Origin of the sequence: Sphingobium sp. KCTC 72723 (genome assembly GCF_014280435.1) — a bacterium.
Classification (GTDB): Bacteria; Pseudomonadota; Alphaproteobacteria; order Sphingomonadales; family Sphingomonadaceae; genus Sphingobium.
This window is the reverse complement of the sequence record NZ_CP060388.1, coordinates 850,606-870,987: the sequence shown is the minus strand read 5'-3', so window position 1 is coordinate 870,987 and position 20,382 is coordinate 850,606. Positions and strand designations below refer to the sequence as shown.

The following is a 20,382-nucleotide window of genomic DNA, read 5'->3' as shown; positions in this document are numbered from 1 at the left end:
GCACTGCGTCCCATATGCCGACCTATGAACGACCAAAATCGCAACGCCATGCCGGTCTGGCACGGCACCACCATCATGTCCGTGCGCAAGAATGGAAAAGTCGTCGTCGCAGGCGACGGCCAGGTTTCCATGGGGCAGACCGTGATGAAGCCCAACGCGCGCAAGGTGCGCCGCCTGCATGACGGCAGCGTCATCGGCGGCTTTGCCGGTGCTACCGCCGACGCCTTCACTTTGTTCGAACGGCTGGAGGCCAAGCTGGAGCGGTTCAACGGCCAGTTGATGCGCGCCGCCGTGGAATTGGCCAAGGACTGGCGCACCGACAAATATCTGCGCAATCTGGAAGCGATGATGATCGTCGCGGACAAGGATGTGACGCTGATCCTGACCGGCAATGGCGACGTGCTGGAGCCGGTCGGCGGGGTCGCGGCGATCGGTTCGGGCGGCAACTTCGCGCTGGCCGCCGCGCGCGCGCTGGTCGATTATGAGGCGGACGCCGAAACGCTGGCGCGCAAGGCAATGGCCGTGGCGGCGGACATTTGCGTCTACACCAACGATCAACTGACGATCGAAACGCTCGATTCCGTAACCTGACCCCATCTTCCCCTCTCCCGCCTTCGCGGGAGAGGCCGGGTGAGGGTCTTTCTTCCTTTTGCCTCACGACCGCAAAAGAAAGAAAGACCCTCACCGACTTCGACTAGGCAGCACGCTGCCAAGTCTCCGTACCCTCTCCCGCGAAGGCGCAAGAGGGCAAGAAGAGATCGAACACAGATGAACGACAACCTGACCCCCAAAGCCATCGTCGCCGCATTGGACGCGCATATCATCGGCCAGAAGGACGCCAAACGCGCCGTAGCCGTGGCGCTGCGCAATCGCTGGCGGCGGCAGCATCTGCCCGCCGACCTGCGCGACGAAGTGACGCCCAAGAATATCCTGATGATCGGCCCGACCGGCTGCGGCAAGACGGAGATCAGCCGGCGTCTGGCCAAGCTGGCCGACGCGCCGTTCGTCAAGGTGGAAGCGACCAAATTCACCGAGGTCGGCTATGTCGGCCGCGACGTGGAACAGATCATCCGCGATCTGGTCGAGGAAGCCGTGCGGCTGGAAAAGGACCGTCGCCGTGAAGCCGTGCGCGAAGCCGCGTCCGAAGCGGCGATGAACCGCCTGCTCGACGCACTGACCGGCAAGGAAGCGAGCGAGGCCACGCGCCTGTCGTTCCGGCACAAGATCGAAGCCCATCAGATGAACGATGTGGAGGTTGAGGTCGAAGTCGCCGACAGCCCCTCCATGCCGATGGAAATCCCCGGCATGGGCGGTCAGGTCGGCATGATCAACCTGTCCGACATGATGTCCAAGGCTTTCGGCCAGCAGCAGAAGAAGCGGCGCAAGATGCGCGTCGCCGATGCCTGGGACAAGCTGGTCGAGGAGGAGCAGGACAAGCGCCTGGACCAGGATGATGTCGCCCGCGTCGCCATCACCAGCGCGGAGCAGAATGGCATCGTGTTTCTGGACGAGATCGACAAGATCGCGGTCAGCGACGTGCGCGGCGGGTCGGTGAGCCGGGAAGGCGTGCAGCGCGACCTGCTGCCGCTGATCGAAGGGACCACGGTTTCGACCAAATATGGTCCGCTCAAGACCGACCATATATTGTTCATAGCCAGCGGCGCTTTCCACGTCGCCAAGCCCAGCGACCTGCTGCCCGAATTGCAGGGCCGCCTGCCGATCCGCGTCGAACTACAGGCGCTGACGGAGGAGGATTTCGTCGCGATCCTGTCGGACACCAAGGCCAGCCTGGTGGCGCAATATCGCGCGTTGCTGGCGACCGAGGAAGTGACGATCGACCTGACCACCGACGGCATCCGCGCGGTCGCGCGCATCGCCGCCGAAGTGAATGGCGAGATCGAAAATATCGGCGCGCGCCGGTTGCAGACGGTGATGGAAAAGCTGCTGGAAGATGTCAGCTTCGAAGCGGAGGACCGGCGCGGCGAAACGCTGGTGATCGACGCGGCCTATGTCGAGAAGCAACTCAGCGCGATCGCGCACGACACGGATCTGAGCAAATATGTGTTGTAATTTCTAGTCCCCCCTCCCGCCTGCGGGAGGGGGTTAGGGGGTGGGCTTGCGCAAGGTAGCGCTGGCCCACCCCGCTGCGACTAAATTCGCCTTCGGTTCATCAAGTCTCGCTGCCCCTCCCGTTTACGGGAGGGGGGATGTTCGCTCAGTAACTCCGCCCGACCAACACCCGCTCCACCGCTGCGCCGCCGGTGAAGATGCACACCCCGTCCGCCGCTTCGGCGTCGGTCGGTACGTTGCGCAGCGTCAGCTTCTCGCCCTTCAACCACTGCACCACCTTGTCGAGCGCATCGCCGGTCGGCTTGGCCCATTGCACCAGCGCCCAGCCGGGCTTGGCGCTGGCGTTGAAATAGGCCGTGAGCGCGTCGATGTCCGTGATCGACCGATCGATGCTGCCGTCCAGCCGCGCCTTGGCATCGGCGAACAGGGACGCCTGCACCTCCTCCAGCATCGCGACAGCGCCAGCGACGAAATCGCCTTTCGCCACCGCCTGACTGTCCAGCTTGCCATCGGCGCGATAGAGCCGGTCGCGGCGGATGACCGACACATTGCCGCCCGCCATGTCGCGCCCGCCCACTTCGATGACGATCGGCGCGCCCTTCTTGACCCAGCCCCAGCGCTTGGTCGCGGCCTTGGCCGGGCGGCGGTCGAGCAGCGCACGCACGGGTTCACGGAACACGTCCAGCCCGTTGAGCTGCTCCACCAGATCGGCGCAATAATCGACGATCGCGGCATCCTCATCCGTGTCGCGCAGCATCGGCACGACGACGATCTGATAGGGCGCGACGCGCGGCGGCACGCGCAGGCCGTCATCGTCGCCATGGACCATGATCAGGCCGCCGATCATCCGGGTGGACATGCCCCAACTGGTCGTCTGCGCCAGCTCCTGTGCGCCTTCGCTATTTTGAAACTTGATATTCTGCGCGGCGGAAAATGTGGTGCCAAGGAAGTGCGAGGTGCCGGCCTGCAACGCCTTGCCGTCCTGCATGATCGCTTCGATCGAATAGGTCGCGACCGCGCCGGGGAAGCGTTCATTCTCCGGCTTTTCGCCCGCCACGACGGGCATCGCGACGCAATCTTGCGCAAAGCTGCGATAGACTTCCAGCATCTTAAGCGTTTCTTCCATCGCCTCATCGACGGTGGCGTGGGCGGTGTGGCCTTCCTGCCAGAGGAACTCGGTAGTGCGCAGGAACATGCGGGTGCGCATTTCCCAGCGCACGACATTGGCCCACTGGTTGATGAGGACGGGCAAGTCGCGCCACGACTGGACCCAGCGGCTGAACGCCGCGCCGATCACCGTTTCCGACGTAGGGCGCACGACCAGCGGCTCCTCCAGCTTGGCTTCGGGATCGGGGACCAGCTTGCCATCCTTCTGGATCAGCCGGTGATGCGTGACGACCGCCATTTCCTTGGCGAAACCATCGACATGCTCGGCTTCCTTCTCGAAATAGCTGAGCGGGATGAACAGGGGAAAATAGCAATTTTCATGCCCCGTCGCCTTGATACGCGCGTCCAGCAGCGTCTGGATCCGTTCCCAGATGCCATAGCCCCATGGCCGGATGACCATGCAGCCGCGCACGCCGCTTTCCTCGGCCAGGTCAGCCTCCGAAATGACGGCCTGATACCAGGCGGAAAAATCCTGTTCGCGGGTGACGGAAAGGGCGTGTTTCACGGGAATGGCTTGCCTGCTGTAGGGAATGGATGGCGCGCAATAGGCCATGCGCGCCGTCCCCGTCCAGCCCCGACTATCAGCTAACGCCGACGCCCAGTTTTTCGAGCCACGCCCGCGCCTGCTTCGGTTCGCCCGGCGCGTCGGACGCCACCGGACCCCGCGCGGCAAGGAAGGACTGGTGCAGGGCAAAAGGCTCCAGCCCCAATTGATCGCGCACGGCGTCTATGTCGCTGGCCAGTTCGTCGAGCGCCGCGACGACCGGCGACGTGCGGCTGCGCGCCGCCTTGTCGGGCTTATGATCGAACAAGCCCCACACACCGCCCGCCGCCGTGCGCAGCGCAGCGACCAGCGCGTCATGATAGTCCGCTTCCAGCTCTATCCTGCGCACGTCCAGCCGCTCCAGCCGGTCAGCCTTGGCCATGGAAATGCCCCGTCATCAGGCCAGCTTGTCGATCTTGGCATTCAGCGCTGCGAGTTGCGCCTTCAAATCGGCGATCTCGTCATCCTTGGCGGTTTCGACCGGCTGCGCTGTCCCGGAACTGGCACCAGCAGCGCCCATCATGCCCGGAACGCCCGGCATGACCCCGCCTGCGCCCTTGAACGCAGTCGTAGCCGCTTCGAACATCTGCATGTTGCGCTTGGCGATTTCGGCCAGCGGGCCGCCACCGAACGCACCCTGCATCGCTTCCTGAAACTGCAACTGGTTCTTGCGGAAACTGTCCATCGACGCTTCCAGATATTGCGGCACCATGGATTGCATCGAATCGCCATACATGGCGATCAACTGACGCAGGAAGTTGACCGGCAGCATGTTCTTGCCACGCTGTTCTTCTTCCATGATGATCTGGGTCAGCACATTATGGGTGATGTCTTCGCCGCTCTTGGCATCGACCACCGTGAACATCCGTCCTTCGCGCGTCATCTGCGACAGCAGGTCCAACGTGATGTAACTGGAAGTTTCGGTGTTATAAAGCCGCCTGTTAGCGTACTTCTTGATGATGACCGGCTCTGTATCACTCGCCGTCTTGGACTTGGCCATGGATTCCTCTCCCAAACCTGTGCATCCCGCAATAGCATATGGCGATGCCGCACCGCAACATGGGCCGCGGCCTTTACCCCTTTTTCTCAATATTTTATGGCGCGAAACGGAAGGGAATCCCGAACTGAGACGACGCGCCTTCATTGGTCTTCGCCGCTATCAGCACGCCCGCCGTCCATCCCCGCCCCCGGCCCCGCCCGTGATGGCACAGGCGGGTGCCGCGCGTATGGTGCGCTATGGTGTTGATAATGGCCGCGCGCCGGTCATCTTCATCCCCTCGCTCATCAATCCGCCGCAAGTGCTGGACCTGTCCGAACGGGCGTCCATGCTGCGCCACATGGCCGCAACGGGGCATAATGCCTGCCTGGTCGATTGGGGAACGCCATCGGCGCACGACGCGGCAATGGGACTGGACAGGCATGTCACTGACCGGCTGCTGCCGCTAATCGCCGCGCTGCCGCGTCCGCCGATCCTGGTGGGCTATTGCCTGGGCGGTACGCTGGCGCTTGCTGCGGCGATGCTGCACCCGGTGCGTGCCATAGCGACCATTGCGTCGCCATGGACATTCGACGGCTTCCCCGATGCCGACCGGCAGGAAATCGCCACGTTGTGGAACGGCGCACGGTCGCTGTGCGAACGGTTGGGCTATGTGCCGATGGAAGTGCTGCAATCGGGTTTCTGGGCCATGGACCCGGCCCGCACCATCGCCAAATATGCCGCCTTTGCCGATATGGAGGACGGGTCGGATCAGGCCCGCGCCTTCATGGCGGTGGAGGATTGGGCCAATGCCGGTCCCCCGCTCAGCTTTGCGGCGGGGCGCGACCTGTTCGACCATCTCTATGCCGGGAATGCCACCGGGGAAGGCCGCTGGAGCGTTGCGGGCCGCATGATGGACCTTGCCGCCCTGCGCTGCCCGTCGCTATCCGTCCGCTCCACCACCGATCGCATCGTGCCTGCGAACGCCGCGCCCGATCTGGATGAGGACTGGCAGTTGCATCTTGGCCATGTCGGAATGGTCATTGGCCGAAAAGCGCACGAAACCCTGTGGTCGCCCCTCTCCCGATGGCTTTTCACCCATGGCGGATGATGCTATGTGCGCCTGCGAAAACATGACCCAATAATGTGAGGATATCGCCTTTGTCAGACATCGTCATCACCGCCGCCAAGCGCACGGCCGTCGGCAGCTTCATGGGGGCGTTCGGATCGACTCCGGCGCACGAACTGGGACGTCAGGCGATCATCGCCGCACTGGCACAGGCTGGCGTCGCCCCCGAAGAAGTGGACGAAGTGATTCTGGGTCAGGTGCTGTCCGCCGGACAGGGCCAGAACCCCGCGCGTCAGGCCGCCGTCAACGCCGGTATCCCGGTGGAACGCACCGCCATTGGCCTGAACCAGTTGTGCGGTTCGGGCCTGCGCGCCGTCGCTCTGGCGGCGCAGGCGATCCGCGCTGGCGACGCCAGCATCATGGTCGCCGGTGGGCAGGAAAGCATGTCGCTCGCCCCGCACGCGCAATATCTGCGCGCCGGTAGCAAAATGGGTCCGGTCACGCTCGTTGACACGATGATTCATGACGGCCTGACCGATGCATTTGGCGGCTATCATATGGGTATCACTGCCGAAAATCTGGCCGAGAAATATCAGATCAGCCGCGATGCGCAGGATGCCTTCGCCGTCGCCAGCCAGAACAAGGCCGAAGCCGCCCGCGCCAGCGGCCGCTTCGCCGACGAAATCGTGCCGATCACGATCAAGGGGCGCAAGGGCGACACCATCGTGTCCGCCGACGAATATATCCGCGCCGGTGCCACGATCGAAGCGATGCAGGCGTTGCGCGCCGCTTTCAAGAAGGACGGCACCGTCACGGCGGGTAATGCCAGCGGCATCAACGACGGCGCGGCTGCGCTGGTGCTGATGACCGCCGACGCCGCTGCCAAGCGTGGCGCGACGATCCTGGGCCGGATCGCGGGTTTTGCGACCTGCGGCGTCGATCCCTCGATCATGGGCATCGGCCCTGCCCCGGCCAGCCGCAAGGCGCTGGAAAAGGCGGGCTGGTCGATCGCCGACCTCGACCTGATCGAAGCGAACGAAGCCTTTGCGGCGCAGGCGCTGTCGGTCGGCCAGGAACTGGGCTGGGACGCGGAAAAGGTGAACGTCAATGGCGGCGCGATCGCCATCGGCCACCCCATCGGCGCATCGGGCGCGCGCGTGCTGACCACCCTGCTCTACGAAATGGGCAAGCGCGACGCGAAAAAGGGTCTGGCCACGCTGTGCATCGGCGGCGGCATGGGCGTTGCGATGTGCATCGAACGCTGATCCTAAGCTGACGAACAAAAGGCCGCCGCTCCGGTTCGGAGCGGCGGCCTTTTCTGTTTCAAATCATCCCCCATAGTGGGACGATTGATCCGCTGCCTACCCCCAAACCCGGTCGAACCGCGCGCCAAGCCCGGTCAGCAATTCATATTGCGACAAGCCCGACAGGTTCGCCGCGTCGGGCAACGCATAGGCCATATCCAGCCAGTCGCCCTCCCCAACGCCGCGCGCCCCGCTGACATCCACCGCGATCAGGTCCATCGACACGCGCCCGACCACCGGCAACCCCGCGCCGCGCCATGTCGCCGCGCCCTTACCCGAAAATCCGCGCAGATAGCCATCGGCATAGCCCAGGTTCAACACCGCAATGTCCATGTCGGCGCTGGCCAGATGCGTTGCATTATAGCCGATCGTGTCGCCCGCCCGCACGCGCCGCCGCTGCACGACCTGCGCCTGCGGTTGCACGACCTGCACGATATGCCCTGCCGCTTCCCTGCGCGGCACCCCGCCATAGAGCGCGATGCCGGGCCGGGTCAGGTCGAAGGCATAATCGCGGCCCAGACAAATGCCCGCGCTGTTCACCAGGCTGTAGCGCCGCGCCTGCGCCCCCGCCCGAACATCGACAAAGCGCGCGCGCTGCACAGCGTTCAGCCCGCTATCCTCATCGCCCGACGCCAGATGGCTCATCAGCGTGTCGACCGCCAGCCCATCGATCAGCCCGCTGACATCCTCGCGCCAGTCAAGCCCCAGCCGGTTCATGCCGGTATCGACCATGACATCGCACGGCCCGCCACCTGCCGCCAGCCAGCGCGCCACCTGCACCGGCGAACACAGCACCGGCCGCGCCCGCGACGCCAATGCCTGTTCCATGTCAACGTCGCGCACGCCATGCAGCACGGACAGGCCCACGCCATCGGTCAGCAACGGCTCCACGATCGCCGCCTCACCCCAGTTGGATACGAAGAAGTCGCGGCACCCCGCCGCCATCAACCGCTGCATCACTGCAACCGCGCCCAGCCCATAGCCGTCGGCCTTGATCGCCGCGCCGCACGCCGCATCGCCGCTCTGCCCCGCCAGCCAGCGCCAGTTGGAAACAAGCGCCGCCCCGTCAAGGGCAAGGCGCAGCGGAGCGATATAGCCAGTCATCCCCCCGCCGATAGCGCGCCCCCGCTCAGGCGTCGAGGGGGCGATCCTTCGTTTCAGGCAGCGCGATCAGGCATGTCACCAGCGCCATCGCCACGACGGCCAGCGTATACCACAGCCCCGCATAGGGATTGCCCGTCCGCGCGACGATATATTGGCTGACCAGCGGCAGGAAACCGCCAAAATATCCGGTCCCGATATGATAGGGGATCGACAGCGACGAATAGCGGATGCGCGCGGGAAAATATTCCGACAACAACGCCGCCACCGGCCCATAGGTCGCCCCCGACAGCGTCCACAATAGCAACATGGCAAGAAACAACAGCATCGCGCTGCGCCAGTCGGGCGTGACTGTGCCAGTGGGATAGCCCGCCCGTGCCAGCGCCGCGTCCAGCCCGTCCGCGCTCAGGTCCCTCACCGCGACGCCCCCGACATGGACGGCGGGAACAGCGCCCACGCCCTTGTCATAGGATATGCCGCGCTTGGAAAAATGGTCCAGCAATTTGCCGCACGCGGTCGGCTGCACCTTCGCGAAGGGATCGAAGCTGCAATCCGGCCCGCTGACGGCCACCGGCGCGCGCTGCGCCGCCTGCGCCAGCGCCGGGTTCGCGGTCGCGCCCATGAACTGATAGATCGGCACCGCCAACAGCAGCACCAGCGCATAGCCGATGATGATCGGTCGCCGCCGCCCCACTCTGTCCGACAGCCAGCCAAAGAAGATGAAGCTGCCGATGCCCAGCAGCGCGCTGCCCCCGACCAGCAATTGCGCCATGCCCGCCGACACATGCAGCCCGCTTTGCAGGAAATAGAGCGCCTGGAACATCACCGTGTAGGCAATGACGGTAAAGCCCGCCGCAATGCCGATCATCGCCACGAACATGCGTTTCTTGTTACCCGCCGCGGTAAAGGCTTCCTTCAACGGGTTTTTCGCCTGCGCCCCCGCCTTCTTCATCGCCAGAAACACCGGGCTTTCGCTCAGCATCAACCGCATCCACAATGAAATGGCCAGCAGCGCGAGCGAGAAGAGAAAGGGGATGCGCCATCCCCATGCCTGCCATATTTCCGGCCCGACGATCGCCTGCGTCACGACCACCACGACCAGCGACAGGATGAACCCGCCGATCACGCCCGCCTGAATGAAGCTGGTATAGAAACCGCGTTTGCCCGGCGGCGCATGTTCCGCGACATAGATGGCCGCGCCGCCATATTCCCCGCCCAGCGCCAGCCCCTGCGCAATCCGCAACGCGATCAGGAAGATTGGCGCAGCCACGCCGATGCTGGCCGCCGCTGGCGTCAGCCCCACGCCCGCCGTCGCGATGCCCATCAATATGATCGTCGCCAGAAACGTATATTTGCGCCCAAGCCTGTCGCCCAGATAGCCAAACAGCGCCGCGCCGATCGGCCGGAACGCAAAGCCGATCGCAAACCCCGCCAGCGTATACAACAATTCTACCGTGGGATTGTCGGTCGGAAAAAATGTCCGTCCGATGATGGGCGCCAGCACGCCATAGATATAGAAATCATACCATTCGAACACAGTGCCCAGCGCCGACGCGGTAATGACCAGCCGGTCGCGCTTCGCGTCCATCACATAATCGCCGCCGACTGCCTCGCTCACGCCCACCCCCGCCTGTTTCGTGCATCACTGCCGCGTTTGGCGTGCGACGGCAAGCCGTGGGCGGATCAATCCGGGTTGCGCGCCGTCCATATCCACGCAGCGGCAGGAAAATCCACCGCGCCCTCGCTTGCGTGGCGTTCGCACACCCGCGCCATCGCATCCATCATCGCGGGACGATCGGCCGCCGATGCTGCCTTGATCGCGCGGGCCGCCGGCCCGATCCTGCCAAAATACTCCACCGCATCGGCCACCGCGTCGGCGCCTTCCCCCGCGCGATAGGCAATGTCGACCGGATCGCCCGCCACATCGCCCCAACCCGCCTTATGCAGCGTCGCGCGCACGAACGCCGCGTCGGCAAAGCCGAAAGGACCGGGCGCATAGCCTGCATCCGCGCCCGGCGGCGGCACGCCCAGCGCCGTGGCAATCTCGCTCGCCCACAGGTTCGACCCGACATCGCGAAAACAGGAAAAGACGATATTTGCGCCCGGCTTGGCCGCCGCGCGAATGGCGGCCATGCCCGCCACCGGATCGTCAAAAAACATCACGCCATGGCGCGATACGATCAGGTCGAACGGCGGCAAATCGCCCATCACCTGTTGGACCGCTCCGGCAAGGAAGGTGCAGTTGGGCAAATCCGCCGCCCGATCCGCCGCGATGGCCAGCAATCCGGGCGACAGGTCGATGCCCACGACCTGCACGTCATCGCGCATCGACGCCGTTGCAATGCTGGTCGCCCCCGCGCCGCACCCCCCGTCCGCCACCCGGACCGGGCCATCGGGCATCGCGGCCCGAATAGCGCGGTTCAGATGATCGGCCAGATCGCCGAAACTACGGTCGGTCCGGCGCCATTCCTGCGCCCATACATCGCCTGTCGCGCCGGTCCATTCATGGGTGTTCAGCCTTGTCATGGACTGTCCATCCCACGCATGGCCCGGTCGCGCAAAGCCTATTCCATTTCCAATATGATCGCGTCCACCGCCAGGCTTTCGCCCTGCTTGGCCGACACAGTTTTCACCACGCCCGCCTTTTGCGCGCGCAGGATATTCTCCATCTTCATCGCCTCGATCACGGCGAGCGGTTGCCCGGCCTCGACCTTGTCGCCCTCACCCACATGCAGCGCGACCAGCAGGCCCGGCATCGGGCAGATCAGATAGCGCGACAGGTCGGGCGGGATTTTTTCGATCATATGCGCGGCAAAGGGGGCCGCGTGCGCAGGCAGGATGCGCAGCGTGTGGCTGGCCCCATGCGCCGTCAGCACAAAGCCCGACCGCACCGGCGCGATCCGCACGCTCAGTTCCTCGTCACCAAATTCCGCCTCGATCAGCCGGTCGCCCGGCGTATATTCCAGCGCCATGTCGAGTTCTTCGCCATCCACCGTCACGTCATCGCCGTCGATCAGCACGTCATGTACCGCGTCCCCGATCTTGACCTGCCAGCCGGTCGGCGGGGCGAGGCGCTTGCCCAACTGCCCGTCGATCCGCCGCGCCCGGTCGGCCTGCGCCATCGCCGCAAAGGCACCGATCGCCGCCAGCCGCACCAGCAGTTCGGGCGATGCAGGCGCACCCTGGAATCCGTCGGGATATTCCTCCGCAATGAAACCCGTGGTGATGTTACCCGACCGGAAGCGTTCATGCTGCATCAGCGCCGACACGAAATCGATATTATGCCCCGGCCCTTCAATCTCGAAACGGTCCAGCGCCGCGATCTGCTTGTCGATGGCTTCGAGGCGCGTCGGCGCCCATGTAATCAGCTTGGCGATCATCGGGTCGTAGAAGATGGACACTTCGCCCCCCTCCTCCACGCCATCATCCACGCGCACGCCATTGACGGCTTCGGGCGGATTGTAACGCACCAAACGACCCGTCGAAGGCAGGAACCCGCGATAGGGGTCTTCGGCATAGACCCGGTTTTCGATCGACCAGCCGTTGATCTTCACATCGTCCTGGGTGAAGCCCAGCTTCTCACCATTGGCCACGCGGATCATCTGTTCGACCAGGTCGACGCCAGTGATTTCCTCGGTGACGGGATGCTCGACCTGGAGCCGAGTGTTCATTTCCAGGAAGTAGAAGCCCTCCCCCGTGGTATCCGCGCCCGACACGATCAGTTCGACCGTCCCCGCACTGAAATAGCCGACCGCGGCGGCCAGCGCGACGCATTGCTCACCCATCGCCTTGCGCATCTTGGGCGTGACGAAGGGGGAAGGCGCTTCCTCGACCACCTTCTGGTGGCGGCGCTGGATCGAACATTCGCGTTCGTTGAGGTAAACGATATTGCCATGCTGGTCGCCCAGCACCTGAATTTCGATATGGCGCGGGCTTTCGATGAACTTTTCGATGAACACGCGGTCATCGCCAAAGCTGTTCAGCCCCTCGCGCTTGGTCGCCTCGAACCCTTCGCGGACATCCTGCTCGCTATAGGCCAGCCGCATCCCCTTGCCGCCGCCGCCAGCCGATGCCTTCATCATCACCGGATAGCCAATCTCGTTGGAGATGCGGACGGCATGTTCGGTATCGTCGATCACGCCGACGAAGCCGGGGACGACATTGACGCCAGCAGCCAGCGCCAGCTTCTTGGACTCGATCTTGTCGCCCATCGCCGCAATCGCATTGGCGGGCGGCCCGACGAAGATGATCCCCTCGGCGTCCAGCGCCTTACGGAAACTCTCCCGCTCGGACAGGAAACCATAGCCGGGGTGGACCGCATCCGCGCCAGTCGCCTTGCACGCCGCGATGATCTTGTCGGCGATCAGATAGGACTGCGCGGCAGGCGACGGGCCGATATGCACGGCTTCGTCGGCCATCAACACATGCGGCGCGCGGCTGTCGGCATCGGAATAGACCGCCACGGTCTTGATACCCATCTTCTTGGCCGTGCGCATAACACGACACGCAATTTCGCCACGGTTCGCGATCAGGATCTTGGTGATTGCCATTTTATTCCCTGTCCCAGTCCAAATTTCTAATTCCGTTCGGGCTGAGCAAAGTCGAAGCCTCCTCTTGAGCGGAGCGAAAGGACTTCACTTCGTTCAGTTCAGCCCTTCGACTTCGCTCAGGGCGAACGGGGTATTTTCAATCGCCGTGCATGAACATGCCGACGTCCAACATAATCCAACCAAAGCCGATCAGGATGGCGAGAAAAAGCATGACCATCGGCCAAGCCTTCACGCCAACATTTCCCAACCGTTCGTCACCCTGAACTTGTTTCAGGGTCCATTCCTCCCCACGCACCGTCGCTCGCGATTGCACGATGGATGCTGAAACAAGTTCAGCATGACGAAGTGTGGAGACGCGGATCATGCAGCAATAACCCCACCCACACTCGTCATGCCGGACTTGATCCGGCATCCCGCTTTCTTCCAACGCAGCGCCAGAAGAACAGCGGGACCCCGGATTAAATCCGGGGTGACGAAGTTGCGCCGACCTTGGCTCCCCTCCCCTTCAGGGGAGGGGCTGGGGGTGGGGGGTTGCCCCACGCGGCGCGTCATGAGGATAGGCCCCACCCCAACCCCTCCCCTAAAGGGGAGGGGCTTAAGAGGACGCCGCGCAAAACTCACTCAGCCGCCTCCATCGCAACCTTAACCTCGGCCTGCATCGGCACCACGCCCAGCTTAGCGAACAAAGCCGCGTCTGCATTGTCGCCCGCGTTCGCCGTGGTCAGCAGCTTGTCCCCAGTAAAGATGCTGTTCGCACCCGCCATGAAGCACAAAGCCTGACACGCCTCCGACATGCTCTCACGCCCGGCACTCAACCGCACCATGCTCTCCGGCATCACGATCCGCGCCACCGCCACCGTCCGCACAAACTCGATCTCGTCGATCTTGGCGAGCGGCGTGTCGGCCAGCATGTTCCCCAACACCGTGCCTTTGACCGGCACCAGCGCGTTGATCGGCACGCTCTGCGGATGGGTCGGCAACACGCCCAGCGCGTGCAGAAAGCCGACGCGATCCTCGCGCGTCTCGCCCATGCCCACGATCCCGCCGGAACAGACGTTGATCCCCGAATTGCGCACATTTTCCAGCGTTTCCAGCCGGTCGCCAAAGGTCCGCGTCGTAATCACCTTCTCATAATGTTCAGGCGACGTGTCGATATTATGGTTGTAATAATCCAGCCCCGCGTCGGCCAGCACCTTGGCCTGCCCCTCGCTCAGCATCCCCAAAGTCATGCATGTTTCCATGCCCATCTGGCGCACGCCCTGCACCATCTGGACGATGGCGGGCATGTCCCGTTCCTTGGGGTTGCGCCACGCCGCGCCCATGCAGAAACGCGAGCTGCCCGCGTCCTTCGCCTGCGCCGCTGCCTGCATCACCGCCTGCACGCTCATCAGCTTTTCGGCCTTCAAGCCGCTTTCCGCCGACGCCGACTGGTTGCAATAGCCGCAATCTTCCGGGCAACCGCCGGTCTTGATCGACAGCAAAGTCGAAAGCTGCACCTCGTTGCGCGGAAAATTCGCGCGATGGATCGCCTGCGCTTCGAACATCAGGTCGTTGAAGGGCAGGTCGAACAGCGCGGCGATTTCGGCGCGGGTCCAGTCGTTACGGGCAGTCAGGCTATTCATGCAGCGTCCTCGATCCCCGCAGGGGGCATGTTGTGGCCGAGGAGGCGCAGCACGTCGGCTGCCGCTTCCACGACGTTGGTGCCCGGTCCATAAATGCCCTGGACGCCTGCGTCACGAAGGAAGTCATAATCCTTGGGCGGAATGACCCCGCCTGCAATCACCTTGATGTCGCTGCGCCCGGCCGCGCGCAACTGCGCGATCAGGTCGGGGATCAGCGTCTTGTGGCCCGCCGCCAGCGACGAAGCGCCGACCACATCGACGTCGTTCTGCAACGCCAGCACCACCGTTTCGTCCGGCGTCTGGAACAGCGGACCCGACAGGACGTCGAACCCCATGTCCCCGAACGCGGACGCAATCACGTTGGCGCCCCGGTCATGCCCATCCTGCCCCATCTTGGCGACGAGCAGTTTGGGCTTGCGACCGAGGCGCCGCTCGACGGCCTGCACGCCGTCAAGAACCTGTTGCCAGCGGCTGTCACCGGCATAGGGCGCGCCATAGACGCCCTTCACCGGCGTCGGCTGCGTGCCGTAACGATTGAAACTTTCCTCCATCGCGGCGGAAATCTCGCCCAGCGTAGCGCGCGCGCGGGCGCACTCGACCGCCAGCGCAAGCAGGTTGTTCTCGATGCTCGACGGCTGCGCCGCGCCATCGCGCAACGCCTGCAACGCGGCCTGACATACCGCATCGTCGCGCTGTGCCTTCACCCGGTTGATCCGCGCAATCTGCCCTTCGCGCACCGCTGCATTGTCGATGTCCAGCGTCTCCAGGAAATCCTCGGTCGCCAGCTTATATTTGTTCACGCCCACGATCACGTCGTCACCGCGATCGACCCGCGCCTGCCGCGCCGCCGCCGCCGTCTCGATCATCGCCTTGGGCCATCCTGCCGCCACGGCCTTGGCCATGCCGCCATCGGCCTGCACCTTTTCGATGATGGCCCAGGCTTCATCGACCAGCTGCTGGGTCAGCGCCTCGACATAATAAGACCCACCCAGCGGATCGACCACTTTGGTCATCCCGGTTTCTTCCTGAATGACAATCTGCGTGTTGCGCGCGATCCGGGCGGAAAAATCGGTGGGCAGGGCAATTGCTTCGTCCAGCGCATTGGTGTGCAGCGATTGCGTGCCGCCCAGCATCGCGGCCATCGCCTCGATCGTGGTGCGCATGACGTTATTATACGGGTCTTGCTCGGTCAGCGACACGCCCGACGTCTGGCAATGGGTGCGCAGCATCTTGGACCGCTCGTCCTGCGCGCCCAACTGCGTCATCGCCCGGTGCCACAACACCCGCGCGGCCCGCAGCTTGGCGATCTCCATGAAGAAATTCATGCCGATGGCGAAAAAGAAGCTCAGGCGGCCTGCGAACTTGTCGATGTCCAGCCCCGACGCCACGCCATATTTCACATATTCCATGCCGTCGGCGATGGTGAAGGCCAATTCCTGCACCTGCGTCGCGCCCGCTTCCTGCATATGATAGCCGGAAATGGAGATGCTGTTGAACTTGGGCATCTCGCGCGACGTGTAACCGAAAATGTCGCTGATGATCCGCATCGATGGTTCGGGCGGGTAGATATAGGTGTTGCGGACCATGAACTCCTTGAGGATGTCGTTCTGGATGGTCCCGTCGAGCAATTTGCGGTCGACGCCCTGTTCTTCCCCCGCGACGATGAAGAAGGCAAGGATCGGAATGACCGCGCCGTTCATCGTCATCGACACGCTCATCTTGTCGAGCGGAATACCGTCGAACAAAATCTTCATGTCGTCGATCGTGTCAATCGCCACGCCCGCCTTGCCGACATCGCCGGTCACACGCGGATGGTCGCTGTCATAACCGCGATGGGTGGCCAGATCGAACGCGACCGACAAGCCTTTCTGCCCGGCTGCCAGATTGCGCCGATAGAAAGCGTTGGATTCCTCCGCCGTCGAAAAGCCCGCATATTGGCGAATGGTCCAGGGACGCCCCGCATACATGGACGCGCGCACCCCGCGCGTGAACGGCGCAAAGCCCGGCAGGCCCGGATCGCCAACCTTATCCGGGGTCACATCGTCGGCGGTGTAGAGCGGCTTGACAGCGATCCCTTCCGGGGTCTGCCACGTCAGGTCCGCGCCCTTCACTTCCTTCGTCGCAGCAGCGGCCCATTGATCCAGAGTCGGCTTGTCGGTCATCTTTGCTCTACCCTTATTCCTCTCCCGCAAGCGGGAGAGGATACGCAGGCTTGCCAACTTGTTGGCTAGCCGAAGTTGGAGTGGGCTATCCCATGCCCACCCCGCTGCGACTAGGGGTCTGCTGCGCAGCCCCCAGTCTTGCTGCCCCTCCCGCTTGCGGGAGGGGTGGTATCAGTGCGCCTCCTTGGGCGTCTCCATAATCTCGGTCAGCACCCCGTTCATATCCTTGGGATGCACGAAGAAGATCGGCGTGCCATGCGCCCCGATGCGCGGCTCGCCCAGCACCCGCGCACCCTTCGCCTCGAACCACGCTTTGGCTTCCAGAATGTCGGCCACTTCATAGCACATATGATGCTGCCCCCCGGCCGGGTTCTTGGCGATGAACGCGGTGATCGGCGACGCCGCATCGAACGGCTCGATCAACTCGATCTGCGTGCCATTTGTGCCATTCTCCCCCGGCGTATCGACAAAGCACACCTTCACCCCCTGCGCAGGCAGGTCGAACGGTTCGTGAATTGTCGTCGCACCCATCACATCGCGATAATAAGCGATGCTCTTTTCGAGCGACGGCGTGGCAACACCGATATGATTGAGACGACCGAGTTTCATCATGCGTTCCTAAACTTCGTCATTCCCGCGAAGGCGGGAATCCATCTCCCACCCCATCCCAAGGCGCGAGGCCCGGAGATGGATCCCCGCCTTCGCGGGGATGACGGACCTTAGTCAAAGCGGAATATTGTCATGCTTCTTCCACGGATTTTCCAGCGCCTTGTTGCGCAGTTTCCGCAGGCCCAGCGCAATCCGCCGCCGCGTCGAATGTGGCTGGATCACCTCGTCGATGAACCCCTTTGATGCCGCCACGAACGGGTTGGCGAAGCGCGCTTCATATTCTGCCGTGCGTTCGGCAATCTCGTCCGCCGTCTTGCCACGGAAGATGATCTCGACCGCGCCCTTGGCCCCCATCACCGCGATTTCGGCGGTCGGCCAGGCATAGTTCAAATCGCCGCGCAGATGCTTGGACGCCATCACGTCATAGGCCCCGCCATAGGCTTTGCGCGTGATGATGGTGATCTTCGGCACCGTCGCTTCGGCATAGGCGAACAGCAGCTTCGCGCCATGCTTGATGATGCCATTATGTTCCTGCGCCGTCCCCGGCAGGAAGCCCGGCACATCCACCAGCGTCACGATCGGTATTTCGAACGCATCGCAGAAGCGCACGAAACGCCCGGCCTTCTTGGACGAGTTGATGTCCAGCACGCCCGCCAGCACGAATGGCTGATTGGCGACGATACCCACTGTGCGCCCTTCGACCCGGCCAAAGCCGCAGATGATGTTGCCCGCGTGCGCCGGCTGCACTTCGAAGAAATCGCCTTCATCCACGATCTTCCTGATCAGCTCGTGCATGTCATAGGGCTGGTTCGCGTTGGCGGGGATCAGCGTGTCCAGGCTCGGCTCGATCCGGTCCCACGGGTCGGCGCTCGGCCGCTCCGGCACCGGCTCCTTGTTCGACGCGGGCAGGAAGTCCACGAAATCGCGCACCGCCAGCAGCGCCTCGATATCATTTTCGAACGCCACGTCCGCCACGCCCGACTTGGTCGTGTGCGTCACCGCGCCGCCCAGTTCCTCCTGCGTCACGACTTCGTTGGTCACCGTCTTGACCACGTCCGGCCCGGTCACGAACATGAAGCTGCTGTCCTTCACCATGAAGATGAAGTCGGTCATCGCGGGCGAATAGACCGCCCCGCCCGCGCATGGCCCCATGATGACGCTGATCTGCGGCACCACGCCGCTCGCAAGCACATTGCGCTGGAAAATCTCCGCATAGCCCGCGAGCGAAGCCACGCCCTCCTGAATCCGCGCGCCGCCGCTGTCGTTCAGGCCAATGACCGGCGCGCCGACTTTCAGCGCCATATCCATGATCTTGCAGATTTTCATCGCGTGCCGTTCCGACACTGCGCCGCCATAAACGGTGAAATCCTGACTGAACAGGAACACCAAACGGCCATTGATGGTGCCGGAACCCGTCACCACGCCGTCGCCGGGGATATGCGCTTCGTCCATGCCGAAATCGGTGCAATTATGTTCGACATACATGTCGAGTTCTTCAAAACTGCCCTCGTCCAGCAGCACCTCGACCCGCTCCCGCGCGGTCAGCTTGCCCTTGCCATGCATCGCGTCGATGCGGCGCTGGCCGCCACCCATGCGCGCACCTTCGCGCTTGGCTTCCAGCTGTTCGATGATGGCGAGCTTCGACATACAGGCATCTCTCCGGGCAGTGCGGACTTTCGTGGATGCTGCCTTTTCAGCCTTTTGTCTTTTGCGCAAATGCAAATTTGCTAAATTGCAAAACGCGACTTTGCAAATTAAGACCGTCGCGCACTTCAAGGATGGATCATGGCACGCGGCAATCGTATCTTCGCTGGACCCCGCCTGCGCCAGTTGCGCCTGGACCATCGCATGGATCAGGCGACGATGGCGCTGGCGCTGGGCATATCCGTCTCCTACCTCTCGCAACTGGAAAATGACGACCGCCCTCTGACCGCCAAGGTGAAGGCCGCGCTCGCCAACAGCTTCCCCACCGACTGGGCCAGTTTCGACGATCGGGAGGATGAACAGATGCTGGGCGCTTTCGCCTTTGCATTGGGCCATCCCGAACTGCCCGGCGTCGCGCTGGAACCGGAACGGATCGAGAAACTGCACCTGCAATTCCCCGAATTTGCCGCCCGCTATGTCGATCTCTACAACGCCCATATGCGCGCCAACGAACGCATCAACATGATCGAGGAAGCGATCGCCAACGACCACGAAGTGCAGGCGCGTCTGCCGTGGGAGGCCGCACGCGACTGGTTCCACGAAGCGGGCAACTATGTCCATGCGCTCGATTGCCTGGCCGAAGATATGGCCGCCAGCTTCACCGCCGGGCAGATGCTGGACGAAGGGATGCTGGTCGAAGCGCTCGCCCGCCGCCACGGCATAGAAACCGCCATCGCCGACACCCCCGACAGCGCGCTGCGATCCTATAGCAGCGTCACGCGCAAGCTGTTCGTCAACGCCGCGCTGCCCACCGAAAGCCGCAAATTCATGCTCGCGCATCAACTCATGATGCTGGAAGGACAGGCGGTGATCGCCGATGTGGTCAGCAAGGCGGGCCTGCCCGTCACCGGCGCGGACCGGCTGCTCGCCATCGGCCTTGGCAATTATGCGGCGGGCGCGCTGCTGATGCCCTACGCCCCGTTCCGCGAAGCCGCCCGCACCATGCGCCACGATATCGACCGGCTCGCCCGCACCTTCGGCGTCAGCTTCGAACAGGCGTGTCATCGCCTGTCCACCCTGCAACGCCCCGGCCTGCGCGGCATCCCCTTCTTCTTCTGCCGCGTCGACATGGCGGGCAACATCACCAAACGGCACAGCGCCACCCGCCTGCAATTCGCCCGCTTCGGCGGTGCCTGCCCCCTTTGGAACGTCCATGAAGCCGTCGCCATCCCCGACCGCATCAACGTGCAACTGGGCGAAACGCCGGACGGCGTGCGCTATGTGTCGATGGCCAAGGGGCTGGTGAAACCGTCAGGCAGCTACAGCCGCACCCCGCGCCGCTTCGCCGTCGTCCTGGGCTGCGAAACCGCCCATGCCGCCAACTTCGTCTATGCCGACGGCCTGCAACTGGAAGTGGAGGGCGCCGCCACCCCCATCGGCATCACCTGCCGCCTCTGCTCCCGCCAAAGCTGCGACCAGCGCGCCTTCCCGCCCGCCGACCGCCCCATCCATGTGGACCCGGACAATCGCCAGATCGTGCCTTACTGGATTGGGTGAGGGCAGT

At 63.6% G+C, this 20,382-nt stretch carries 17 protein-coding genes; 5 read left to right on the top strand and 12 right to left on the bottom strand.

The window, feature by feature from the left end; translation table 11 throughout:
• Nucleotides 1–24: 24 nt before the first annotated feature.
• Both hslV and hslU read left to right on the top strand, forming a co-directional pair.
• Nucleotides 25–591 carry an ATP-dependent protease subunit HslV gene (gene hslV, locus SPBM01_RS04420; RefSeq protein ID WP_316725349.1) on the top strand — a complete coding sequence of 189 codons (567 nt, stop codon included), beginning with the start codon at nt 25–27 and terminating at the stop codon, nt 589–591.
• Between the two features lie 177 nt (nt 592–768).
• Nucleotides 769–2,070, top strand: a complete 1,302-nt coding sequence (gene hslU / locus SPBM01_RS04415; RefSeq protein ID WP_188064186.1) for an ATP-dependent protease ATPase subunit HslU — start codon at nt 769–771, stop codon at nt 2,068–2,070.
• 145 nt (nt 2,071–2,215) lie between these two features.
• On the opposite strand, the gene proS is transcribed toward hslU, so the two are convergent.
• The 3 genes from proS to phaR all read right to left on the bottom strand — a co-directional run bounded on the left by proS (nt 2,216) and on the right by phaR (nt 4,781).
• Nucleotides 2,216–3,742, bottom strand: a complete 1,527-nt coding sequence (gene proS, locus SPBM01_RS04410) for a proline--tRNA ligase (RefSeq protein WP_188064185.1) — start codon at nt 3,740–3,742, stop codon at nt 2,216–2,218.
• A 76-nt stretch (nt 3,743–3,818) separates the two neighbouring features.
• Nucleotides 3,819–4,163 carry a hypothetical protein gene (locus SPBM01_RS04405; RefSeq protein WP_188064184.1) on the bottom strand — a complete coding sequence of 115 codons (345 nt, stop codon included), beginning with the start codon at nt 4,161–4,163 and terminating at the stop codon, nt 3,819–3,821.
• Between the two features lie 15 nt (nt 4,164–4,178).
• Nucleotides 4,179–4,781 carry a polyhydroxyalkanoate synthesis repressor PhaR gene (phaR, locus tag SPBM01_RS04400; RefSeq protein WP_188064183.1) on the bottom strand — a complete coding sequence of 201 codons (603 nt, stop codon included), beginning with the start codon at nt 4,779–4,781 and terminating at the stop codon, nt 4,179–4,181.
• Here phaR and SPBM01_RS04395 point away from each other — a divergent pair.
• Together SPBM01_RS04395 and SPBM01_RS04390 are read left to right on the top strand one after the other, a co-directional pair.
• Nucleotides 4,780–5,868 carry an alpha/beta fold hydrolase gene (locus tag SPBM01_RS04395; protein WP_188064182.1) on the top strand — a complete coding sequence of 363 codons (1,089 nt, stop codon included), beginning with the start codon at nt 4,780–4,782 and terminating at the stop codon, nt 5,866–5,868. The two genes, phaR and SPBM01_RS04395, sit on opposite strands and share 2 nt — an antisense overlap.
• A gap of 50 nt (nt 5,869–5,918) precedes the next feature.
• Nucleotides 5,919–7,091, top strand: coding sequence for an acetyl-CoA C-acetyltransferase (locus tag SPBM01_RS04390; RefSeq protein WP_188064181.1), 1,173 nt, complete (start codon nt 5,919–5,921; stop codon nt 7,089–7,091).
• A 96-nt stretch (nt 7,092–7,187) separates the two neighbouring features.
• Here the strand turns inward: SPBM01_RS04390 and SPBM01_RS04385 are convergent, their stop codons facing one another.
• From SPBM01_RS04385 to SPBM01_RS04345, 9 genes are all read right to left on the bottom strand, one after another.
• Entirely contained in the window at nt 7,188–8,234 is a 1,047-nt protein-coding gene (locus tag SPBM01_RS04385; RefSeq protein WP_188064180.1) for an alanine racemase, read from the bottom strand.
• A gap of 25 nt (nt 8,235–8,259) precedes the next feature.
• Nucleotides 8,260–9,849, bottom strand: coding sequence for an MFS transporter (locus SPBM01_RS04380; RefSeq protein WP_188064179.1), 1,590 nt, complete (start codon nt 9,847–9,849; stop codon nt 8,260–8,262).
• Between the two features lie 65 nt (nt 9,850–9,914).
• Nucleotides 9,915–10,757 (bottom strand): class I SAM-dependent methyltransferase, encoded by an 843-nt coding sequence (locus SPBM01_RS04375; protein ID WP_188064178.1) that lies wholly within the window; start codon nt 10,755–10,757, stop codon nt 9,915–9,917.
• Nucleotides 10,758–10,795: 38 nt separating this feature from the next.
• Nucleotides 10,796–12,781 carry an acetyl/propionyl/methylcrotonyl-CoA carboxylase subunit alpha gene (locus tag SPBM01_RS04370; protein ID WP_188064177.1) on the bottom strand — a complete coding sequence of 662 codons (1,986 nt, stop codon included), beginning with the start codon at nt 12,779–12,781 and terminating at the stop codon, nt 10,796–10,798.
• A gap of 136 nt (nt 12,782–12,917) precedes the next feature.
• Nucleotides 12,918–13,145, bottom strand: coding sequence for a hypothetical protein (locus SPBM01_RS04365; RefSeq protein ID WP_188064176.1), 228 nt, complete (start codon nt 13,143–13,145; stop codon nt 12,918–12,920).
• A gap of 253 nt (nt 13,146–13,398) precedes the next feature.
• Nucleotides 13,399–14,403 carry a biotin synthase BioB gene (bioB, locus tag SPBM01_RS04360; RefSeq protein ID WP_188064175.1) on the bottom strand — a complete coding sequence of 335 codons (1,005 nt, stop codon included), beginning with the start codon at nt 14,401–14,403 and terminating at the stop codon, nt 13,399–13,401.
• Nucleotides 14,400–16,565 carry a methylmalonyl-CoA mutase gene (scpA, locus tag SPBM01_RS04355; RefSeq protein WP_188064174.1) on the bottom strand — a complete coding sequence of 722 codons (2,166 nt, stop codon included), beginning with the start codon at nt 16,563–16,565 and terminating at the stop codon, nt 14,400–14,402. Before scpA ends, bioB begins: the two co-directional genes overlap by 4 nt.
• A gap of 171 nt (nt 16,566–16,736) precedes the next feature.
• A complete protein-coding gene (mce, locus tag SPBM01_RS04350) occupies nt 16,737–17,174 on the bottom strand; it encodes a methylmalonyl-CoA epimerase (RefSeq protein ID WP_188065546.1) in 438 nt (145 codons plus the stop codon).
• A 114-nt stretch (nt 17,175–17,288) separates the two neighbouring features.
• Complete coding sequence (locus SPBM01_RS04345) at nt 17,289–18,821, bottom strand: acyl-CoA carboxylase subunit beta (protein WP_188064173.1); 1,533 nt, start codon at nt 18,819–18,821, stop codon at nt 17,289–17,291.
• 138 nt (nt 18,822–18,959) lie between these two features.
• On the opposite strand from SPBM01_RS04345, the gene SPBM01_RS04340 reads away from it, so the two are divergent.
• Entirely contained in the window at nt 18,960–20,375 is a 1,416-nt protein-coding gene (locus SPBM01_RS04340; RefSeq protein ID WP_188064172.1) for a short-chain fatty acyl-CoA regulator family protein, read from the top strand.
• Nucleotides 20,376–20,382: the final 7 nt, after the last annotated feature.

Coding starts and splice junctions, on each gene's coding strand:
- mce (WP_188065546.1), bottom strand. CDS start 17,174: ATGAAACTCGGTCGTCTCAATCATATCGGTGTTGCCACGCCGTCGCTC.
- SPBM01_RS04365 (WP_188064176.1), bottom strand. CDS start 13,145: ATGATCCGCGTCTCCACACTTCGTCATGCTGAACTTGTTTCAGCATCC.
- hslV (WP_316725349.1), top strand. CDS start 25: ATGAACGACCAAAATCGCAACGCCATGCCGGTCTGGCACGGCACCACC.
- SPBM01_RS04405 (WP_188064184.1), bottom strand. CDS start 4,163: ATGGCCAAGGCTGACCGGCTGGAGCGGCTGGACGTGCGCAGGATAGAG.
- phaR (WP_188064183.1), bottom strand. CDS start 4,781: ATGGCCAAGTCCAAGACGGCGAGTGATACAGAGCCGGTCATCATCAAG.
- scpA (WP_188064174.1), bottom strand. CDS start 16,565: ATGACCGACAAGCCGACTCTGGATCAATGGGCCGCTGCTGCGACGAAG.
- SPBM01_RS04370 (WP_188064177.1), bottom strand. CDS start 12,781: ATGGCAATCACCAAGATCCTGATCGCGAACCGTGGCGAAATTGCGTGT.
- SPBM01_RS04345 (WP_188064173.1), bottom strand. CDS start 18,821: ATGTCGAAGCTCGCCATCATCGAACAGCTGGAAGCCAAGCGCGAAGGT.
- SPBM01_RS04385 (WP_188064180.1), bottom strand. CDS start 8,234: ATGACTGGCTATATCGCTCCGCTGCGCCTTGCCCTTGACGGGGCGGCG.
- SPBM01_RS04340 (WP_188064172.1), top strand. CDS start 18,960: ATGGCACGCGGCAATCGTATCTTCGCTGGACCCCGCCTGCGCCAGTTG.
- SPBM01_RS04375 (WP_188064178.1), bottom strand. CDS start 10,757: ATGACAAGGCTGAACACCCATGAATGGACCGGCGCGACAGGCGATGTA.
- bioB (WP_188064175.1), bottom strand. CDS start 14,403: ATGAATAGCCTGACTGCCCGTAACGACTGGACCCGCGCCGAAATCGCC.
- hslU (WP_188064186.1), top strand. CDS start 769: ATGAACGACAACCTGACCCCCAAAGCCATCGTCGCCGCATTGGACGCG.
- SPBM01_RS04395 (WP_188064182.1), top strand. CDS start 4,780: ATGGATTCCTCTCCCAAACCTGTGCATCCCGCAATAGCATATGGCGAT.